The sequence below is a fragment of the Klebsiella sp. EMBS2024 genome (genome assembly GCF_036233805.1).
Lineage (GTDB): Bacteria > Pseudomonadota > Gammaproteobacteria > Enterobacterales > Enterobacteriaceae > Klebsiella > Klebsiella pneumoniae.
Window position 1 is genome coordinate 4,782,700 of the sequence record NZ_JAZARW010000001.1, and the last position, 19,367, is coordinate 4,802,066.

The 19,367-nt window shown below is 58.8% G+C and carries 18 protein-coding genes, 1 tRNA gene, 1 rRNA gene and 1 riboswitch; of the genes, 10 read left to right on the top strand and 10 right to left on the bottom strand.

Going from position 1 to position 19,367, the window contains the following annotated elements:
• Positions 1-128: 128 nt before the first annotated feature.
• The 7 genes from thiH to rsd form a co-directional block, all read right to left on the bottom strand.
• Complete coding sequence (gene thiH / locus VZP09_RS21935; protein ID WP_004212852.1) at positions 129-1,262, bottom strand: 2-iminoacetate synthase ThiH; 1,134 nt, start codon at positions 1,260-1,262, stop codon at positions 129-131.
• The gene (gene thiG / locus VZP09_RS21940) at positions 1,259-2,029 is read right to left on the bottom strand and encodes a thiazole synthase (protein ID WP_004146302.1); all 771 of its coding nucleotides are present in this window, start codon (positions 2,027-2,029) and stop codon (positions 1,259-1,261) included. The genes thiH and thiG overlap by 4 nt, the downstream gene beginning before the upstream one ends.
• A 1-nt stretch (position 2,030) precedes the next feature.
• Positions 2,031-2,231 carry a sulfur carrier protein ThiS gene (gene thiS, locus VZP09_RS21945; RefSeq protein WP_002884183.1) on the bottom strand — a complete coding sequence of 67 codons (201 nt, stop codon included), beginning with the start codon at positions 2,229-2,231 and terminating at the stop codon, positions 2,031-2,033.
• On the bottom strand, positions 2,215-2,970 hold the full coding sequence (gene thiF / locus VZP09_RS21950) for a thiazole biosynthesis adenylyltransferase ThiF (protein WP_004177871.1): 756 nt from the start codon (positions 2,968-2,970) through the stop codon (positions 2,215-2,217). The genes thiS and thiF overlap by 17 nt, the downstream gene beginning before the upstream one ends.
• Complete coding sequence (thiE, locus tag VZP09_RS21955) at positions 2,963-3,598, bottom strand: thiamine phosphate synthase (protein WP_004152310.1); 636 nt, start codon at positions 3,596-3,598, stop codon at positions 2,963-2,965. Before thiE ends, thiF begins: the two co-directional genes overlap by 8 nt.
• Positions 3,598-5,493, bottom strand: coding sequence for a phosphomethylpyrimidine synthase ThiC (gene thiC / locus VZP09_RS21960; protein ID WP_009485012.1), 1,896 nt, complete (start codon positions 5,491-5,493; stop codon positions 3,598-3,600). Before thiC ends, thiE begins: the two co-directional genes overlap by 1 nt.
• Before the next feature lie 85 nt (positions 5,494-5,578).
• Positions 5,579-5,703: riboswitch (TPP riboswitch) on the bottom strand.
• A gap of 52 nt (positions 5,704-5,755) precedes the next feature.
• Positions 5,756-6,253: a sigma D regulator gene (rsd, locus tag VZP09_RS21965; RefSeq protein WP_328795407.1), complete on the bottom strand. Its 498-nt coding sequence runs from the start codon at positions 6,251-6,253 to the stop codon at positions 5,756-5,758.
• 93 nt (positions 6,254-6,346) lie between these two features.
• On the opposite strand from rsd, the gene nudC reads away from it, so the two are divergent.
• The 6 genes from nudC (at position 6,347) to VZP09_RS21995 (ending at position 10,709) form a co-directional block, all read left to right on the top strand.
• Entirely contained in the window at positions 6,347-7,120 is a 774-nt protein-coding gene (gene nudC, locus VZP09_RS21970; protein WP_002884327.1) for an NAD(+) diphosphatase, read from the top strand.
• Positions 7,121-7,160: 40 nt separating this feature from the next.
• Positions 7,161-8,225, top strand: coding sequence for a uroporphyrinogen decarboxylase (hemE, locus tag VZP09_RS21975; protein WP_002884329.1), 1,065 nt, complete (start codon positions 7,161-7,163; stop codon positions 8,223-8,225).
• 12 nt (positions 8,226-8,237) lie between these two features.
• A complete protein-coding gene (gene nfi, locus VZP09_RS21980) occupies positions 8,238-8,909 on the top strand; it encodes a deoxyribonuclease V (RefSeq protein WP_004152311.1) in 672 nt (223 codons plus the stop codon).
• Positions 8,910-8,951: 42 nt separating this feature from the next.
• Positions 8,952-9,542, top strand: coding sequence for a YjaG family protein (locus tag VZP09_RS21985; RefSeq protein ID WP_002884331.1), 591 nt, complete (start codon positions 8,952-8,954; stop codon positions 9,540-9,542).
• A 186-nt stretch (positions 9,543-9,728) separates the two neighbouring features.
• Entirely contained in the window at positions 9,729-10,001 is a 273-nt protein-coding gene (gene hupA, locus VZP09_RS21990; RefSeq protein WP_002884342.1) for a nucleoid-associated protein HU-alpha, read from the top strand.
• A 12-nt stretch (positions 10,002-10,013) separates the two neighbouring features.
• Positions 10,014-10,709, top strand: a complete 696-nt coding sequence (locus VZP09_RS21995) for a DUF1481 domain-containing protein (RefSeq protein WP_016530968.1) — start codon at positions 10,014-10,016, stop codon at positions 10,707-10,709.
• A 3-nt stretch (positions 10,710-10,712) separates the two neighbouring features.
• Here VZP09_RS21995 and zraP read toward each other — a convergent pair whose 3' ends face one another.
• Positions 10,713-11,150 carry a zinc resistance sensor/chaperone ZraP gene (gene zraP, locus VZP09_RS22000; protein WP_002884346.1) on the bottom strand — a complete coding sequence of 146 codons (438 nt, stop codon included), beginning with the start codon at positions 11,148-11,150 and terminating at the stop codon, positions 10,713-10,715.
• A gap of 259 nt (positions 11,151-11,409) precedes the next feature.
• On the opposite strand from zraP, the gene zraS reads away from it, so the two are divergent.
• Both zraS and zraR read left to right on the top strand, forming a co-directional pair.
• Positions 11,410-12,804, top strand: coding sequence for a two-component system sensor histidine kinase ZraS (gene zraS / locus VZP09_RS22005; RefSeq protein WP_048269938.1), 1,395 nt, complete (start codon positions 11,410-11,412; stop codon positions 12,802-12,804).
• Positions 12,791-14,122, top strand: coding sequence for a sigma-54-dependent response regulator transcription factor ZraR (zraR, locus tag VZP09_RS22010; protein WP_004212861.1), 1,332 nt, complete (start codon positions 12,791-12,793; stop codon positions 14,120-14,122). The genes zraS and zraR overlap by 14 nt, the downstream gene beginning before the upstream one ends.
• On the opposite strand, the gene purD is transcribed toward zraR, so the two are convergent.
• Complete coding sequence (gene purD / locus VZP09_RS22015) at positions 14,112-15,407, bottom strand: phosphoribosylamine--glycine ligase (protein WP_002884357.1); 1,296 nt, start codon at positions 15,405-15,407, stop codon at positions 14,112-14,114. The two genes, zraR and purD, sit on opposite strands and share 11 nt — an antisense overlap.
• Before the next feature lie 15 nt (positions 15,408-15,422).
• The gene (gene purH, locus VZP09_RS22020) at positions 15,423-17,012 is read right to left on the bottom strand and encodes a bifunctional phosphoribosylaminoimidazolecarboxamide formyltransferase/IMP cyclohydrolase (RefSeq protein WP_004178254.1); all 1,590 of its coding nucleotides are present in this window, start codon (positions 17,010-17,012) and stop codon (positions 15,423-15,425) included.
• Positions 17,013-17,639: 627 nt separating this feature from the next.
• On the opposite strand from purH, the gene VZP09_RS22025 reads away from it, so the two are divergent.
• Positions 17,640-19,179 (top strand): 16S ribosomal RNA (locus tag VZP09_RS22025).
• Positions 19,180-19,264: 85 nt separating this feature from the next.
• Positions 19,265-19,340, top strand: a tRNA-Glu gene (locus VZP09_RS22030).
• The last annotated feature ends 27 nt before the right edge of the window (positions 19,341-19,367 follow it).

Sequence of the window (19,367 nt, forward strand, 5' to 3'; positions counted from 1 at the left end):
AAAAGGTTCGCCCTGGTCAGCGTCCGCTGCTGACCCGGGCAGAATAGAAAAACGGCGTCGGGCGGGCCAGCCTCCGTTTTTCATCTCTCATGCAGGCGCGCAAAATTATCAGGCGTTTACACTGTACATCATGAGGTTTGCGAAGCGCGTCCCAGCCAGCTATCCCAGTCTTTCCATACCGGCTGCAGGCCGCGGGCGGCCAGCGCGCTGGCGACCTCTTCAGGGCGGCGATCGTCGTGCGGGGCAAATTGCTCGAGCTCCGGATGATCGTCGGCGTAGCCGCCGGGCTGGGTTTTAGAGAAGGCGCTGACGTTATTGATCGCCAGCGGGATCACCCGGTCGCGGAACCAGGGTGATTCGCGGGTGGATAGCGACAGCTCAACCTCTGGCGCCAGCAGGCGGAAGGCGCAGATAGTTTGCACCAGCTGGCGCTCATCCATCAGCGAAGCCGGTTCAATACCGCCGGCGCAGGGACGCAGGCGCGGGAAGGAGACCGAATAGCGGCTGCGCCAGTAGCGCTGCTGCAGCCACAGCAGGTGCTCAGCGACTATAAAGCAGTCCACTCGCCAGCTGTCGGAAAGGCCGATGAGCGCGCCAAGGCCGATCTTATCGATCCCCGCCGCGCCTAAGCGATCCGGCGTATCCAGCCGCCAGAAGAAATCCTGTTTTTTTCCTTTCAGATGGTGTTGGGCGTACATGCTTTCATGATAGGTCTCCTGATAGACCATCACCCCGTCGAGCCCCAGGGTTTTCAGCTCGGCATACTCTTCAGTCGCCAGCGGCTGCACCTCCATATGCAGCGAGGCAAACTGGCTGCGGATAGCCGGTAGGTGCCGACGGAAATAATCCATTCCCACCTTACCCTGATGTTCGCCGGTCACCAGCAGCAGATGCTCAAAGCCCAGGTTGCGGATCGCGGCGCACTCGCGGGCAATCTCGGCGGCATCCAGCGTCTTGCGCTTAATGCGGTTGCTCATCGAGAAGCCGCAGTAGGTGCAGTCGTTAGCGCACAGGTTGGAGAGATACAGCGGCACGTAGAAGCTGACGGTATTGCCGAAGCGCTGCCGGGTGAGGCGCTGCGCGCGCTGGGCCAGCGGTTCAAGGTAATTGGCCGCGGCAGGCGAGAGCAGGGCCATCATATCATCGCGGGTGAGCTGTTTGGCCGCCAGCGCCCGTTCGACGTCGGCGGCGGTTTTGCTGTTGATGCGCAGGCGGATATCGTCCCACTCCAGCTGCCGCCAGCGATCGCTAAAGGTTTTCATGCCAGCGCCTCCAGGAATCCGGTGAGCGGGCTGGTGGCCTGCGCCTGCGTACTGCGTGCCCCCGGTCCGGCCTGACGCGCCAGTAATCCGGCATCGATCGCCATACGGAAGGCGCGGGCCATGGCCACGGGGTCGTCGGCGACGGCAATGGCGGTATTGACCAGCACCGCGTCCGCGCCCATCTCCAGCGCCTGCGCCGCATGGCTCGGGACGCCGATCCCGGCGTCGACCACCACCGGGACCGTCGCCTGCTCGATAATAATCTCCAGCATGGCTTTGGTTTCCAGCCCCTGATTGGAGCCGATCGGCGCACCCAGCGGCATCACCGCCGCGCAGCCTACCTCTTCCAGTCGTTTACACAGCACCGGATCGGCGCCGCAGTAGGGCAGCACCACGAACCCTTCGCGGACCAGCAGCTCCGCCGCTTTCAGGGTTTCAATCGGGTCGGGCAGCAGCCAGCGGGCGTCCGGGTGGATCTCTAGCTTCAGCCAGTGGGTACCCAGGGCTTCCCGCGCCAGGCGGGCGGCAAACACCGCCTCTTCCGCCGTCTTGGCGCCTGAGGTATTCGGCAGCAGGCTGACTCCCGCCGCCAGCAGCGGGGCGAGGATGGCGTCATTGCGCTGGCGTAAATCGACGCGCTTCATCGCCAGGGTTACCAGCTGGCTGCCCGAGGCGCGAATCGCCTCGACCATCACCTCCGGGGCGGCGAATTTGCCGGTACCGGTGAAAAGATGGGATTCAAACGTTTTGTCTGCAATACGTAACATGTCAGCCTCCAGCGATAACCTGAAAAAGCAGGACCCGATCGCCTTCCTGCAAGAGATGATCTTCCCACCGGTCGCGCGGCAGGATGTGTTGATTGAGCGCCAGCGCAACGCCAGGCTGCTGCTGTTCGAGCTGGGTCAGCAGGGCGCTGACGCTGAGATTGTCGGCGCACGCCAGCGGCTCGTCGTTAAACCAGATCTGCATGCCGCCCTCCGCACACCGGGCAGCTCCGGGAACGCTGTAGCGCAAGGGCGCGCCAGTTGCTGGTGCGGGCGTCGAACAGCCGCAGGGTGTTGCGCGGCGTCGCCATGCCGCTGAGCAGCTTAATTGTCTCCAGCGCCTGCAGGGTGCCCATCATGCCGACCACCGGGCCGACGATCCCCGCGGTGCGGCAGTTGCGCTGCGGTTCATCGCTTTCCGGCCACAGGCAGCGATAGCAGCCCTGCGTCCAGGGCGGGGTGAGCACCATCAGCTGACCGCCGAAGCCCACGGCGCTGGCGGTCACTAACGGGGTATCGAGGGCCACACAGGCGGCATTGATCGCCTGGCGGGTGACCATATTATCGGTACAGTCCAGCACCACGTCCGCTTTCGCCACTTCGGCGCGGAGCGCCTCGCCGCTTAAGCGCTGCTGGAGCGCCACCAGTTTGATCTGCGGGTTTAGCTGGCTGAGCCGGGTCTGTGCCGCTGCGGCTTTTGGCCGATCGATATCCGCGCTGGTGAACAAGATCTGCCGTTGCAGGTTGCTGAGATGCACCGCGTCGTCATCGGCCAGGGTGAGCGTCCCGACGCCAGCCCCGGCCAGATAGAGCGCCGCCGGGGAGCCCAGCCCGCCAAGGCCGATAATCAGCACTCGACTGGCTAACAGCTTCTGCTGCCCTTCGATGGCAATATCCTCCAGCAGCAGCTGGCGGCTATAGCGCATAAAGTCGTGATCATTCATCGCCCGCTCCCGCCAGCGCCAGCAGTTGGTCGGTCGCTGCCCGCCAGTCCGCCGCCTGGGTGATGGCGCTGACCACCGCGATGCTGCCGACGCCGGTCGCCAGTACCCCCGGCGCCTTTTCCAGGCTAATTCCGCCGATCGCCACGGTGGGGTAATCCGCCAGGCGTTGAATATGTCTGGCAAGCTGCTCGAGGCCCTGCGGCGCGGAAGGCATCTGTTTGGTTTGCGTCGGGAAGACGTGACCTAGCGCTATGTAAGAGGGGCGCGCCGCAAGGGCGACATCAATTTCCATATCATCGTGAGTAGAGACGCCAAGACGCAGCCCGGCCTGGCGGATAGCGCTCAGATCGGTGGTTTCCAGATCTTCTTGTCCGAGATGCACGCCATAGGCCTGATGCTTAATCGCCAGCTGCCAGTAATCGTTAATGAACAGTCGGGCGTGATAGCGGCGACCAAGGGCGATGGCGGCGATCACGTCATCCTCCACTTCGCTGTCGCGCCGGTCTTTGATGCGTAACTGAAGGGTACGTACCCCAGCTTCGAGCAGGCGCTCAATCCACGCCACGCTGTCCACCACCGGGTAGAGTCCGAGACGAAACGGGACGGGTGGAAAATCAGGTTGATACATCAGGCTTCCTCCTGTTTCAGGTAGATTTCGCCGCCGCGGGCGCGGAAGTTATTCGACATATCGGCCATGCCGGCTTCGATACTTTGCTTCGCGGCGTAGTCGCGGACCTCCTGAGTGATTTTCATCGAACAGAATTTCGGCCCGCACATGGAGCAGAAGTGGGCGACTTTGCCGGACTCCTGCGGCAGGGTTTCATCGTGATAGGCCCGCGCGGTGAACGGGTCGAGCGCGAGGTTGAACTGGTCTTCCCAGCGGAATTCAAAACGCGCTTTTGACATCGCGTTGTCGCGGATCTGCGCCCCGGGATGGCCTTTCGCGAGGTCGGCGGCGTGGGCGGCGATTTTGTAGGTAATCAGCCCCTGTTTGACATCCTCTTTGTTGGGCAGGCCGAGATGCTCTTTCGGCGTGACATAGCACAGCATGGCGCAGCCGAACCAGCCGATCATTGCCGCGCCGATACCGGAGGTGAAATGGTCGTAGCCCGGCGCGATGTCAGTGGTGAGCGGCCCCAGGGTGTAGAACGGCGCTTCGTGGCAGTGCTCCAGCTGTTCGGTCATATTGCGGCGGATCATCTGCATCGGCACGTGGCCAGGNCCTTCAATCATCACCTGCACGTCATATTCCCAGGCGATTTTCGTCAGTTCGCCGAGGGTGCGCAGCTCGGAAAACTGCGCCTCGTCGTTGGCATCCTGAATGGAGCCGGGGCGCAGGCCATCGCCCAGCGACAGCGACACGTCATAGGCGGCGCAGATTTCGCAGATTTCGCGGAAATGCTGGTAGAGGAAGTTTTCCTGATGATGCGACAGGCACCACTTAGCCATGATTGAGCCGCCGCGCGAGACGATACCGGTCAGGCGCTTCGCCGTCATCGGGACGTAGCGCAACAGTACGCCGGCGTGAATCGTGAAGTAGTCGACGCCTTGCTCGGCCTGTTCCAGCAGGGTATCGCGGAAGACTTGCCAGGTGAGATTCTCGGCGATGCCGTTGACCTTCTCCAGCGCCTGGTAAATCGGCACGGTACCAATCGGCACCGGGCTGTTGCGCAGGATCCACTCGCGGGTTTCGTGGATATAGCGGCCGGTGGAGAGGTCCATCACCGTGTCGGCGCCCCAGCGGGTTGACCAGACCAGTTTCTCGACCTCTTCTTCGATGGAAGAGGTCACCGCCGAGTTGCCGATATTGGCATTCACTTTCACCAGGAAGTTGCGGCCGATAATCATCGGTTCAGACTCCGGGTGGTTGATGTTGGCGGGGATGATGGCGCGTCCGGCGGCCACTTCATCGCGAACGAACTCGGGGGTGATGTTTTCCGGTAGGTGGGCGCCGAAGCCTTCACCTGCGTGCTGCTGGCGCAGAACCTCGCTGCGGATACGTTCGCGACCCATGTTTTCGCGAATGGCGATGAACTCCATCTCCGGGGTGACTATCCCCTGGCGGGCGTAGTGCAGCTGGGTAACGCATTTGCCAACGACGGCGCGTTTGGGCGTCAGCAGGCCGCTGAAGCGCAGCTCATCGAGACCGTCGTCGGCCAGCCGCGCTTTGGTATAGGCCGAGCTGCGTTCGCTGAGCGGCGCGCAGTCGTTACGCGCGTCGATCCACGGCTGGCGCAGCTTTGCCAGCCCCTGGCGGACATCAATGCTAATATCCGGGTCGCCATACGGCCCGGAGGTGTCATACACCGGGATCGGTTCGTTGGTTTCGTACCGGGGGTTATCTTTATCGCCGCCGACGAGAGTTGGGCTGAGCTGAATTTCACGCATCGGGACGCGGATATCCGCTTGTGAGCCGTGAACATAGATGCGGCGTGAATTAGGAAAAGCGGTACCCGCCAGCGTATCAATGAATCGCTGCGCGTGCTCGCGTTGTTCCCGACGGGTTAGTTTGGTAGTAGACATAGCGCATTCCAGTTAAAAAAGGACATGGCTTGTCAGACGACGGATGGAGTAACAGATGCGATCGGCCCTGACGGACTGACGCGAACAGCAGTTTACTCTTGTTCCCTTCGCAGGTATTAGCCTGATCAGGTTCCGCGGATCCCGAATTAACGGTCTCAGCCTTTTCCACGTTAGCCTGCGCATGGAAAATAGGCACTCCGACAAGATGAAATCCCTCCGCAGAGGGATAATGTACGTAAATTACGCGTTAACGGTTCACAACTCAAGCGGTCGGCGCAATATTATCGCGCACGTCATTGCTCAGGTTATGGGCGACAGCCAGGGCGATCAGTTTATCTTCCAGCGCGAAACGCGCCTCCAGCGACTCGCCGATATCCGACAGCGCCTGCTGAAATTCAAGATAGTTATCGTGATCGATGGCGTTTTCGAGGCAGGTATCGTAGTAGTCCATCATCTGCTGGGTATTGGCTTCCAGCTGCGGGTAAAGCCGGGTGGCGGCTAAAAGAGGGGTATCGCCTTCCATTTCGCCAATAATGCGTTCATAAATACTAAAATGACCGGATGAGAGGTAATCCACCAGACTTTGGCAAAAGTCATCCAGCGCCTTTTCGTTTAGCCGNATAAACGACTCTTTGCCCGGTTTCAGGCCAACCAGGTTGTAGTAAGCCACGAGCAGATGCTTACGCACTTGTAGCCAGCGATCGACCAGTTCATTACTACCGCCAACGCGCTCCGTCAGATTTTCCAGCTGGTTTAGCATGATTGACTCCGCTAGTTTTGATTTAAATCTGCTCACCAAAATGTAAATATAATGTTAACAACATGCCAGTGAAGCAAAGGTAGTGCAATAGATATGGATCGTATTATTGAAAAATTAGATCGCGGCTGGTGGGTTGTCAGTCACGAACAAAAATTATGGTTGCCTGGTGGAGAATTACCACATGGCGAAGCGGTTAATTTCGATCTTGTCGGCCAGCATGCGCTGCATATTGGCGAGTGGCAGGGCGAGTCCGTGTGGATGGTGCGCCAGGATCGTCGCCATGACATGGGATCGTTGCGCCAGGTGCTGGATCAGGATCCGGGACTCTTCCAGCTGGCTGGGCGGGGGATCCAGCTCGCCGAATTTTATCGCTCGCATAAATTTTGCGGTTACTGCGGCCACCCGATGCATGCCAGCAAAAGCGAATGGGCGATGCTGTGCAGCCACTGCCGTGAACGTTACTACCCGCAAATTGCCCCCTGCATTATCGTGGCAATCCGTCGCGACGATGCGATCCTGCTGGCGCAACATACGCGCCATCGCAACGGCGTGCACACCGTGCTGGCCGGCTTTGTCGAGGTCGGCGAAACCCTTGAGCAGGCGGTGGCTCGCGAGGTGATGGAGGAGAGCGGTATTCGGGTAAAAAACCTGCGTTACGTGACCTCTCAGCCATGGCCGTTCCCGCAGTCGCTGATGACCGCCTTTATGGCGGATTACGCAGATGGCGAGATCGTGGTCGACAAAAAAGAGTTACTGACCGCGGACTGGTATCGCTATGACGACCTGCCGCTTCTGCCGCCGCCGGGGACAGTGGCGCGGCGGCTTATCGAAGATACCGTCGCGATGTGTCGGGCAGAGTTCGAGTGACATGTTACACTGGGCGTATCAACGCTAAAGGAATGTAAAAATGACCGAACTGAAGAACGATCGTTACCTGCGCGCGCTGCTGCGTCAGCCGGTTGATGTCACCCCGGTGTGGATGATGCGCCAGGCGGGCCGCTATTTACCGGAGTACAAAGCCACCCGTGCGCAAGCGGGCGACTTTATGTCGCTGTGTAAAAATGCCGAGCTGGCCTGCGAAGTGACTCTCCAGCCGCTGCGCCGTTACCCGCTGGACGCGGCGATCCTCTTTTCGGACATCCTGACCATCCCGGACGCCATGGGGCTGGGGCTGTACTTTGAAGCTGGCGAAGGTCCGCGCTTCACCTCGCCGGTAAAAAGTAAAGCCGACGTCGACAAGCTGCCGATCCCGGATCCGGAGCAGGAGCTGGGCTATGTAATGAACGCCGTGCGCACCATTCGCCGCGAACTGAAAGGCGAAGTGCCGCTGATCGGTTTTTCCGGTAGTCCATGGACGCTGGCTACGTACATGGTGGAGGGCGGCAGCAGCAAGGCTTTCACCGTGATTAAAAAGATGATGTACGCCGAGCCGCAGGCGCTGCATGCGCTGCTGGATAAGCTGGCGAAGAGCGTTACCCTGTATCTCAACGCGCAGATCAAAGCCGGCGCGCAGTCGGTGATGATTTTTGACACCTGGGGCGGGGTGCTGACCGGCCGCGACTATCAGCAGTTCTCCCTCTACTACATGCATAAGATCGTCGATGGCCTGCTGCGGGAAAACGAAGGCCGCCGCGTGCCGGTGACTCTGTTCACCAAAGGCGGTGGTCAGTGGCTGGAAGCGATGGCGGAGACCGGCTGCGATGCGTTGGGTCTCGACTGGACCACCGATATTGCCGATGCTCGCCGTCGCGTGGGTAACAAAGTAGCGCTACAGGGCAATATGGATCCGTCGATGCTCTATGCGTCCGCCCCGCGTATTGAAGAAGAAGTGGCGACTATTCTTGCCGGCTTTGGCCAGGGGGAAGGCCACGTCTTTAACCTTGGACACGGTATTCATCAGGACGTTGACCCCGAGCATGCGGGCGTCTTTGTTGAGGCTGTGCACCGTCTGTCCGCACCCTATCACCAGTAGGAGATAAGCCCTATGGATTTAGCCGCACTACGTACCCAACAGCAACAGTTAGCCGCGTCGGTAGAGCGTGCGGATCGACTGGATCGCGACCCGCCGGCGTTGATCGGCGGCGCGGACGTCGGGTTTGAGCAGGAAGGGGAGATCACCCGGGCTGCGATGGTGCTGCTGACCTGGCCTGAGCTTGAGCTGGTGGAGTATCAGGTGGCGCGGGTCGCCACCTCTATGCCCTATATTCCCGGCTTTCTCTCGTTTCGCGAAACGCCTGCGCTGCTGGCGGCGTGGGAGCAGCTTTCGCAAAAACCGGACCTGCTCTTCGTTGACGGACACGGCATTTCTCATCCCCGGAGATTGGGCGTCGCCAGCCATTTTGGCCTGATGATTGATGTGCCGACTATCGGAGTGGCGAAAAAACGCCTGTGCGGCAAAATCGGCGACCTGGGTGATGAGCCTGGCGCGCTGGCCCCGCTGATGGATAAAAATGAGCAACTGGCCTGGGTCTGGCGCAGCAAAGTGCGCTGCAACCCGCTGTTTATTAGCACCGGCCACCGGGTAGGCATGGACAGCGCTTTAATGTGGGTTGAGCGCTGCATGCGAGGCTACCGTCTGCCCGAGCCGACGCGCTGGGCCGATGCGGTGGCGTCCCGTCGTCCGTCGTTTGTGCGTTGGCAAGCAAATCACAGCTGATTCAGGTACACTGCGCCTAATTTCTGACTTCGAGAATTCATCATGTTACAAAACCCGATTCACCTGCGCCTGGAGAAGCTGGAAAGCTGGCAGCATGTCACTTTTATGGCCTGCCTGTGCGAACGTATGTATCCCAACTACGCGATGTTCTGCAAGCAAACCGAGTTTGGCGACGGCCTGCTTTATCGTCGTATCCTGGACCTGATCTGGGAAACGCTGACGGTTAAAGATGCGAAGGTGAATTTCGACAGCCAGCTGGAGAAGCTGGAAGAGGCGATCCCGGCGGCAGATGATTTCGACATGTACGGTGTCTATCCGGCCATAGACGCTTGCGTGGCGTTGAGTGAACTGATTCATTCTCGTCTGAGCGGCGAAACGCTCGAGCACGCGATCGAGGTGAGCAAGACCTCCATCACCACCGTGGCGATGCTGGAAATGACCCAGGAAGGTCGCGAAATGACCGACGAAGAGTTGAAAGCGAATCCGGCGGTAGAGCAGGAATGGGATATTCAGTGGGAAATTTTCCGCCTGCTGGCCGACTGTGAAGAGCGTGATCTTGAGCTGATAAAAGGCCTGCGCGCGGACCTGCGCGAGGCTGGCGAGAGCAATATTGGTATAAATTTTCAGCAGTGAGACCAGAAAACGTGATTTACCGCCTGAATTGTAGCGTCTGAAGGCTTCCATTCCGCCCCCCGTCTGGTCTACATTTGGAGGGCGAAAAAAAGTGGCTATCGGTGCGTGTATGCAGGAGGGTGCTTTTTTGGCATTTCCGTCGCACTCGATGCTTAGCAAGCGATAAACACATTGTAAGGATAACTTATGAACAAGACTCAACTGATTGATGTAATTGCGGACAAAGCTGACCTGTCCAAAGCACAGGCTAAAGCTGCCCTGGAATCTACCCTGGCTGCAATTACTGAGTCTCTGAAAGAAGGTGATGCTGTTCAACTGGTTGGTTTCGGTACCTTCAAAGTGAACCACCGCGCTGAGCGTACTGGCCGCAACCCGCAGACCGGTAAAGAGATCAAAATCGCTGCAGCTAACGTGCCGGCATTTGTTTCTGGCAAAGCACTGAAAGACGCAGTTAAGTAAGACCGCGTGGCAGTGAACAGTTTTATCGAAGGGGCTATTAAGCCCCTTTTGTCTGTCTGGCGCCGGCCTCTGGCGCTGGCGGGCATCCTGTTGCTGACTGCCTGCAGCCACGACACGTCGCTACCGCCGTTTACCGCCAGCGGATATGCGGACAATCAGGGAGCGATGCGCATATGGCGTAAAGATTCTGGCGATGAAGTCCATCTTCTCGCCGCCTTCAGCCCGTGGCGTCACGGGGACACCTCGACCAGCGAATATCGCTGGCAGGGCGATCAACTGGCGCTTATCGAACTCAATGTCTATGGCAAACCGCCGGAACATATTCGCGCCCGTTTCGACGCGCAGGGCGATCTGAGCTTTATGCAACGGGAAGTGGACGGGCAGAAGCAGCAGCTCTCCAGCGACCAGGTCGCGCTATATCGTTATCGCGCCGAACAGATCCGCCAGACCAGCGACGCCCTCCGCCAGGGGCGGGTCGTCCTGCGGCAGGGGCGCTGGAACGCTGCCACGCATACCGTGCTGACCTGCGAAGGGCAGACGGTTACGCCCGACCTCGATAGCCGGGCCCTGGCGCACATTGAACGCCGCCAGAGCCACGCTTCCGCCGCAGTGAGCATTGCCTGGCTGGAGGCGCCGGAAGGCTCTCAACTGCTGCTGGTCGCCAATGAAAACTTCTGCACCTGGCAGCCGACGGAAAAAAGCTTCTAACCTTTACCAGTGGTTCATGCCCATATGGCCGCCGGCGCTACCGCGACAGCCGCCATATCCCATTCCTGCGCCGCGGGGAACGCCTGCCTCAGCCAGGGCGATATCAAACTTCACCCGCTGCTGATCCAGCTTCTGGCGTAAGCCTTCCATCTCCTGAGCGACAGCTTCAATCTTCCCGCTGTCCGGCTTTTGCGCCGTGAGCAGCGCATTGTACTCATAGCGTTTGGACTGCAGCTGCTGGCGCAGGGCGCTGGTTTGCGCATAGTAATCGTTATGCAGCTTTTGCACGGTAGCCTGCTGCTCCTGGGTCAGCTGACTGTAGCCCTGGTTGCCCATCCCGTTATTGTTGCCCCAGTGGTGGTTGGCCCAGGCCGCGTTGCTGGCGAAGGTCAGCGCGGCAAAGGTAACGAGGGCGAGAGGTAAGGTACGGTTCCGTTTCATGGCATTTTCTCCTGTGTGGTTTCCCTCGGTATTGCATCTTCCATGCCAGTCTGAAAAAGCCCGTCTGTGTGGGCCTGCCGAAGCCTTTGCCGAGGAGAGCGAGTAAAAATGACCCGTTCCGCCAGGGTCAGGCGAGTCATTTTTACTCGCTTAAGCGCAGGCGATATGTTTGAGAGCAGGATTGGCCGCGCGGAAACATGGCATGATTTCTGCTGAAGGAGCCTGCAGATAGTGAAAAAGAGATGACAAGGACTCGCCGATGAAGATCAAATCTCTCTCCCGGGACGCCGCCGCTGGCGCGCTGAGCTGGCTGCTGACCGGCACGGTTGTGCTGCTGGTCATGCTGTTCTCCGCGATGATCGTCCGCGACTACGGTCGCGAGACGACCGCTGCCCGACAAACCATTGAAGAGAAAGGGAGCGTGCTGATCCGCGCGCTGGAGTCCGGCACGCGCGTCGGGATGGGGATGCGTATGCATCATGCGCAGCTGCAGGCCCTGCTGGAAGAGATGGCCTGGCAACCGGGCGTCCTGTGGTTCGCGGTGACCGATGAAAACGGTAAAATTATCGCCCATAGCGATCCGCAGCAGGTGGGTAAAACGCTGTATAGCCCGGCGCAGATGCGTGCGTTAGCGGTTGGCGCACAGGCCCGCTGGCGCCGGCTTAGCGAACCGCAGCCGGCGCTGGAGATCTATCGCCATTTTCGCCCGCTTAATCCGGCCCGCGGCCACCATATGGGAATGATGAACCGCGGCAATAGCGCCCTGGCTCAGGCCATCGTCCCGCAGGTGATTTTTATCGCCTTTGATAGCCGCGAGCTGGATGCCGCGCAGGCCCGCGGGCAGCGGAATATGGCCATCATGCTGGGTGCCGCCGCGCTGGTGATAGCGGCGACGATCCTCGCTCAGTTCTGGTTCCGCCGCTATCGTCGCTCGCGGAAACAGCTGCTGGAGGCGATGGCCCGCAAGGAAAAGCTGGTGGCGCTTGGCCATCTGGCGGCGGGGGTCGCGCACGAGATCCGCAACCCGCTCTCGTCGATTAAAGGGCTGGCGAAATATTTTGCCGAGCGCACGTCGCCTGGCGGCGAGTCGCATCAGTTAGCCCAGGTGATGGCCAAAGAGGCTGATCGCCTGAACCGGGTGGTCAGCGAGCTGCTGGAGCTGGTCCGGCCCGCCCATCTAAACTACCAGACAGTCGATATCAACGCGCTTATCCGCCACTCATTGCAGTTGGTAAGCCAGGATGCGCAGAGCCGCGGGATCGCGCTGCAATTTACTCCGCGACCTGAGTTAACCACGATCAGCGCCGACCCCGATCGCCTGAATCAGGTGCTGTTGAATCTGTACCTGAATGCAATGCAGGCGATTGGCCGTGACGGCGTCATTCGCGTAACAGCAAGCGAAGCCGATCGTCAGCGGGTGAAAATCGTCGTCACGGATAGCGGTAAGGGGATGAGCGATGAAGAGTTACAGGCTATCTTCACGCCGTATTTCACCACCAAGGCGGACGGCACCGGGCTGGGGCTGGCCGTAGTGCAGAATATTATCGAACAACATGGCGGGACGATCCGCGCCGAAAGTCAGCCGGGAGCTGGAGCGATATTTACGCTTTGGTTACCGGTGGATGCTCAACGGAGGGAAGATGAGCAGCGATAAAGTACAGATTCTGGTCGTTGATGATGACGTCAGCCACTGCACGATCCTGCAGGCGCTGCTGCGCGGCTGGGGCTATCAGGTGGGGTTGGCTCACAACGGCCTGCAGGCGCTGGAGCAGACCCATCAGCAGGTCTTCGACCTGGTGCTGTGCGATATCCGTATGGCGGAGATGGACGGTATCGCAACGTTAAAAGAGATTAAGGCCTATAACCCGGCGATACCGGTGCTGATCATGACGGCGTTTTCCAGCGTCGGTACGGCGGTAGAAGCTATTAAGTCCGGGGCGCTGGATTATCTGGTTAAACCGCTGGATTTTGACACCCTGCAGCAGACGCTGGTTCAGGCATTGGCGCACACCCGGCAGAGCGAGAGCGACCCCAGCGTTGCGACGGATTCACGGTGGGGCATGATTGGCGACAGCCCGGCGATGCAGGCGCTTCTTAACGATATTACGCTGGTGGCCCCTTCGGACGCGACGGTGCTGATTTATGGGGAGTCGGGAACCGGTAAGGAGCTGGTGGCGCACGCCATCCACGCCTGCAGCGAGCGTCGTGACAAGCCGTTGGTCACGCTCAACTGCGCGGCGCTGAATGAGTCACTGCTGGAGTCGGAACTCTTCGGCCATGAAAAAGGGGCGTTTACCGGGGCGGATCGGCGACGGGAAGGACGCTTTGTCGAGGCGGATGGCGGCACGCTGTTCCTTGATGAAATTGGCGATATCTCGCCGCTGATGCAGGTGCGTCTGCTGCGGGCGATTCAGGAACGCGAAGTGCAGCGCGTGGGCAGTAATCAGACGCTTTCTGTCGATGTGCGGCTAATCGCCGCCACCCATCGTAATCTGGCGGAGGAGGTGAGCGCCGGGCGTTTTCGCCAGGATCTCTATTACCGCCTGAATGTCGTAACTATTGATATGCCGCCGCTGCGCCGGCGACGGGAAGATATTCCGCAGCTGGCGCAGCATTTTTTCAAACGCTATACCGAACGCAATCGTAAGACGGTAAAGGGGTTCACGCCACAGGCGATGGACCTGCTGATCCACTACCCCTGGCCGGGCAATATTCGCGAGCTGGAAAACGCGGTGGAGCGGGCGGTGGTGCTACTGACCGGAAACTATATCTCTGAGCGAGAACTGCCGCTGGCGATCGCCGGTACGCCGCTGCCATCAGGCGGGAGCGAGGAGGGGGGAATTCAGCCGTTAGTGGAAGTGGAGAAAGAGGTGATTCTGGCGGCGCTGGAAAAAACGGGCGGCAACAAAACCGAAGCCGCCCGTCAGTTAGGCATTACGCGCAAAACGCTGCTGGCGAAACTTAGCCGTTAGCCTTTTCACGTTCGATGGCGCGCCAGCCGATATCGCTACGGCTAAAGCTACCGTCCCAGCGAATGTCGGTCAGCAGCTGATAGGCGCGCTGCTGCGCCTGCGCCACGGAGTCACCCAGCGCGGTGACGCACAGCACGCGCCCGCCGTTGGTGACCACGCGCTGGTCGTCAGACAGTTTGGTGCCGGCGTGGAAGACCTTACCGTCTGCGACTTCCTGCTGCGGCAGGCCGTAGATCTCATCGCCCGTATTGTAGCTGCCCGGATAGCCGCCGGCGGCAACCACCACGCCCAGCGACGCGCGGTCATCCCACTCGGAGGTTTTCTCGTCCAGCTTGCCCGCGCAGGCGGCGAGGCACAGCTCGACCAGGTCGGACTTCATGCGCAGCATGATCGGTTGGGTTTCCGGGTCGCCAAAGCGGCAGTTGAACTCAATCACCTTCGGGTTGCCCTGCTTGTCGATCATCAGACCGGCGTAGAGGAAACCGGTATAGGTGTTGCCTTCAGCGGCCATGCCTTTCACGGTTGGCCAGATAATCCGCTCCATGGTGCGCTGGTGGACTTCGTCAGTAACCACCGGCGCCGGGGAGTACGCCCCCATCCCGCCGGTGTTCGGGCCGGTATCGCCGTTGCCGACGCGCTTGTGATCCTGGCTGGTGGCCATCGGCAGGACGTGCTCGCCGTCGACCATCACAATAAAGCTAGCCTCTTCGCCATCGAGGAACTCTTCAATCACGATGCGGTGGCCCGCGTCGCCAAAGGCGTTGCCGGCCAACATATCTTTGACCGCCGCTTCGGCTTCCTCGAGGGTCATCGCCACGATAACGCCTTTACCCGCCGCCAGACCGTCGGCTTTGATGACGATCGGCGCGCCTTTCTCGCGCAGATAAGCCAGCGCAGGCTCCACTTCGGTGAAGTTCTGGTATTCCGCCGTCGGAATATGATGACGGGCGAGAAAATCTTTGGTGAAGGCTTTTGAGCCTTCCAGCTGCGCGGCGCCTTCGGTTGGCCCGAAGATGTTCAGACCGGCGGCACGGAACGCGTCGACCACGCCAATGACCAACGGCGCTTCCGGGCCCACGATCGTCAGATCGATGTTCTCATCCTGCGCGAAGCGAAGCAGCGCCGGAATATCGGTGACGCCGATGGCGACGTTTTGCAGCGACGGCTCCAGAGCGGTACCGGCGTTGCCCGGCGCGACGTAGACGGTATCAACCAGCGGCGACTGAGCCGCTTTCCAGGCCAGCGCGTGCTCGCGCCCGCCGTTGCCGATTACTAATACTTTCATCTGCTGCTCCATGAATTAATGGCGGAAGTGGCGCATGTCGGTGAAGATCATGGCGATGCCGTGTTCGTCAGCGGCGGCAATCACTTCGTCGTCACGGATAGAGCCGCCCGGCTGAATAACGCAGGTGATGCCTACCGCGGCTGCGGCATCGATGCCGTCGCGGAACGGGAAGAAAGCGTCAGAGGCCATGGCGGAACCTTTCACTTCCAGACCTTCATCACCGGCTTTAATTCCGGCGATTTTCGCCGAGTAGACGCGGCTCATCTGACCGGCGCCTATGCCGATGGTCATATTATCTTTGGCATACACAATGGCGTTGGATTTGACGAATTTCGCCACTTTCCAGCAGAACAGCGCATCGCGCAGTTCCTGCTCGGTTGGCTGACGTTTGCTGACCACGCGCAGTTCACCTGCGGTGACCATGCCGAGATCGCGGTCCTGAACCAGCAGACCACCGTTAACGCGTTTGAAATCGAGGCCGGCAACGCGAGTATCCCACTGGCCGCAGGTCAGTACGCGGACGTTCTGCTTCGCGGCGGTGATTTTCAGCGCTTCTTCGCTGGCGGACGGCGCGATGATCACTTCGACGAACTGGCGAGAGATGATCGCCTGCGCGGTTTCAGCATCCAGCTCGCGGTTAAAGGCGATGATGCCGCCGAACGCGGAGGTTGGGTCGGTTTTGTAAGCGCGATCGTAGGCGTCAAGAATCGAGTTGCTGACGGCAACGCCGCACGGGTTGGCGTGCTTAACGATAACGCAGGCCGGCTCGTTGAACTCTTTTACACACTCCAGCGCCGCATCGGTATCGGCAATGTTGTTATAGGAGAGCGCTTTGCCCTGCAGCTGAGTGGCGGTCGCCACGGAGGCCTCTTTTACATTCTCTTCTATATAGAAAGCCGCCTGCTGGTGGCTGTTTTCGCCGTAGCGCATATCCTGCTTCTTAATGAAGTTCAGATTCAGGGTACGCGGGAAGCGGCCAGCGGCTTCTTTGCTTTCGCCGTGATAGGCCGGAACCATGCTGCCGAAGTAGTTGGCGATCATGCTGTCGTAAGCGGCGGTGTGTTCGAAGGCTTTAATGGCGAGGTCGAAGCGGGTGGCCAGCGTGAGAGAACCTTCGTTGGCGTCCATCTCATTAATAATGGCGTCGTAGTCGCTGCTCTTAACCACGATGGCGACATCTTTATGGTTCTTCGCCGCAGAGCGCACCATGGTCGGGCCGCCGATATCGATGTTTTCCACCGCGTCTTCCAGCGAGCACCCTTCACGAGCGACGGTCTGGGCGAACGGGTAAAGGTTCACGACAACCATATCGATAGGCGCGATACCGTGTTGCTGCATGATACCGTCATCCTGACCGCGACGACCGAGGATGCCGCCGTGTACTTTCGGATGCAGGGTCTTCACGCGTCCATCCATCATTTCCGGGAAACCGGTGTAGTCAGAGACTTCGGTAACCGGCAGGCCTTTATCTGCCAGCAGGCGAGCGGTGCCGCCGGTGGACAGCAGCTCGACACCACGAGCGGAAAGCGCCTGCGCGAATTCGACGATACCGGCCTTGTCAGAAACACTGAGCAGAGCGCGGCGGACTGGACGACGTTGTTGCATGGTATTAAATCCCCAGGATTTGAACATTACAGAGAGCGTTAGGTGAGTTTTTGCCTAAAAACTCACCTAACGCACCCAACCGGGCATCCGTGTCATAGCGCGGCATTGTAACGAAAACGTTTGCGCAACGCTCGCGAATTTTTATGTTTCTCTCCAGGCCGGTGATTCTCCTTCTATATAGCTGGCGATCCACGGGGCTAGCGGTCATGTTTTTACGCTCTCCTGTGGATAATTCTGTGTTTAACGAGGTATAAAGCGGGGTTTTGCTGGGGAATGCAGCAGTCAGTCATTTTTCTGCCATTTTTCTATTGCGGACGCTCGAGAACTCCCTATAATGCGCCTCCATCGACACGGCGGATGTGAATCACTTCACACAAACAGCCGGTTCGGTTGCAGAGAAAAATCCTGAAAAACGGGTTGACTCTGAAAGAGGAAAGCGTAATATACGCCACCTCGCGACAGAGCGCTAAAGCGCGTCGCAACTGCTCTTTAACAATTTATCAGACAATCTGTGTGGGCACTCAAAGTGACATGGATTCTTAACGTCCTCGGACGAAAAATGAATACCAAGTCTCAAGAGTGAACACGTAATTCATTACGAAGTTTAATTCTTTGAGCATCAAACTTAAATTGAAGAGTTTGATCATGGCTCAGATTGAACGCTGGCGGCAGGCCTAACACATGCAAGTCGAGCGGTAGCACAGAGAGCTTGCTCTCGGGTGACGAGCGGCGGACGGGTGAGTAATGTCTGGGAAACTGCCTGATGGAGGGGGATAACTACTGGAAACGGTAGCTAATACCGCATAACGTCGCAAGACCAAAGTGGGGGACCTTCGGGCCTCATGCCATCAGATGTGCCCAGATGGGATTAGCTAGTAGGTGGGGTAACGGCTCACCTAGGCGACGATCCCTAGCTGGTCTGAGAGGATGACCAGCCACACTGGAACTGAGACACGGTCCAGACTCCTACGGGAGGCAGCAGTGGGGAATATTGCACAATGGGCGCAAGCCTGATGCAGCCATGCCGCGTGTGTGAAGAAGGCCTTCGGGTTGTAAAGCACTTTCAGCGGGGAGGAAGGCGTTAAGGTTAATAACCTTGGCGATTGACGTTACCCGCAGAAGAAGCACCGGCTAACTCCGTGCCAGCAGCCGCGGTAATACGGAGGGTGCAAGCGTTAATCGGAATTACTGGGCGTAAAGCGCACGCAGGCGGTCTGTCAAGTCGGATGTGAAATCCCCGGGCTCAACCTGGGAACTGCATTCGAAACTGGCAGGCTAGAGTCTTGTAGAGGGGGGTAGAATTCCAGGTGTAGCGGTGAAATGCGTAGAGATCTGGAGGAATACCGGTGGCGAAGGCGGCCCCCTGGACAAAGACTGACGCTCAGGTGCGAAAGCGTGGGGAGCAAACAGGATTAGATACCCTGGTAGTCCACGCCGTAAACGATGTCGATTTGGAGGTTGTGCCCTTGAGGCGTGGCTTCCGGAGCTAACGCGTTAAATCGACCGCCTGGGGAGTACGGCCGCAAGGTTAAAACTCAAATGAATTGACGGGGGCCCGCACAAGCGGTGGAGCATGTGGTTTAATTCGATGCAACGCGAAGAACCTTACCTGGTCTTGACATCCACAGAACTTTCCAGAGATGGATTGGTGCCTTCGGGAACTGTGAGACAGGTGCTGCATGGCTGTCGTCAGCTCGTGTTGTGAAATGTTGGGTTAAGTCCCGCAACGAGCGCAACCCTTATCCTTTGTTGCCAGCGGTTAGGCCGGGAACTCAAAGGAGACTGCCAGTGATAAACTGGAGGAAGGTGGGGATGACGTCAAGTCATCATGGCCCTTACGACCAGGGCTACACACGTGCTACAATGGCATATACAAAGAGAAGCGACCTCGCGAGAGCAAGCGGACCTCATAAAGTATGTCGTAGTCCGGATTGGAGTCTGCAACTCGACTCCATGAAGTCGGAATCGCTAGTAATCGTAGATCAGAATGCTACGGTGAATACGTTCCCGGGCCTTGTACACACCGCCCGTCACACCATGGGAGTGGGTTGCAAAAGAAGTAGGTAGCTTAACCTTCGGGAGGGCGCTTACCACTTTGTGATTCATGACTGGGGTGAAGTCGTAACAAGGTAACCGTAGGGGAACCTGCGGTTGGATCACCTCCTTACCTTAAAGAACCTGCCTTTGTAGTGCTCACACAGATTGTCTGATGAACGTAAAGAAGCAAGGCGTCTTGCGATTGAGACTTCAGTGTCCCCTTCGTCTAGAGGCCCAGGACACCGCCCTTTCACGGCGGTAACAGGGGTTCGAATCCCCTAGGGGACGCCACTTGCTGGTTCGTGAGTGAAAGACGCG

Excerpts from the sequence above, each read along its gene's own strand:
- zraR (WP_004212861.1), top strand. The coding sequence starts at position 12,791 with ATGAGCAGCGATAAAGTACAGATTCTGGTCGTTGATGATGACGTCAGC.
- thiH (WP_004212852.1), bottom strand. The coding sequence starts at position 1,262 with ATGAAAACCTTTAGCGATCGCTGGCGGCAGCTGGAGTGGGACGATATC.
- thiS (WP_002884183.1), bottom strand. The coding sequence starts at position 2,231 with ATGCAGATCTGGTTTAACGACGAGCCGCTGGCGTGCGCCGACAATCTC.
- zraS (WP_048269938.1), top strand. The coding sequence starts at position 11,410 with ATGAAGATCAAATCTCTCTCCCGGGACGCCGCCGCTGGCGCGCTGAGC.
- thiF (WP_004177871.1), bottom strand. The coding sequence starts at position 2,970 with ATGAATGATCACGACTTTATGCGCTATAGCCGCCAGCTGCTGCTGGAG.
- thiG (WP_004146302.1), bottom strand. The coding sequence starts at position 2,029 with ATGTTACGTATTGCAGACAAAACGTTTGAATCCCATCTTTTCACCGGT.
- thiE (WP_004152310.1), bottom strand. The coding sequence starts at position 3,598 with ATGTATCAACCTGATTTTCCACCCGTCCCGTTTCGTCTCGGACTCTAC.
- purD (WP_002884357.1), bottom strand. The coding sequence starts at position 15,407 with ATGAAAGTATTAGTAATCGGCAACGGCGGGCGCGAGCACGCGCTGGCC.
- hemE (WP_002884329.1), top strand. The coding sequence starts at position 7,161 with ATGACCGAACTGAAGAACGATCGTTACCTGCGCGCGCTGCTGCGTCAG.
- hupA (WP_002884342.1), top strand. The coding sequence starts at position 9,729 with ATGAACAAGACTCAACTGATTGATGTAATTGCGGACAAAGCTGACCTG.
- zraP (WP_002884346.1), bottom strand. The coding sequence starts at position 11,150 with ATGAAACGGAACCGTACCTTACCTCTCGCCCTCGTTACCTTTGCCGCG.
- nfi (WP_004152311.1), top strand. The coding sequence starts at position 8,238 with ATGGATTTAGCCGCACTACGTACCCAACAGCAACAGTTAGCCGCGTCG.
- purH (WP_004178254.1), bottom strand. The coding sequence starts at position 17,012 with ATGCAACAACGTCGTCCAGTCCGCCGCGCTCTGCTCAGTGTTTCTGAC.
- VZP09_RS21985 (WP_002884331.1), top strand. The coding sequence starts at position 8,952 with ATGTTACAAAACCCGATTCACCTGCGCCTGGAGAAGCTGGAAAGCTGG.
- nudC (WP_002884327.1), top strand. The coding sequence starts at position 6,347 with ATGGATCGTATTATTGAAAAATTAGATCGCGGCTGGTGGGTTGTCAGT.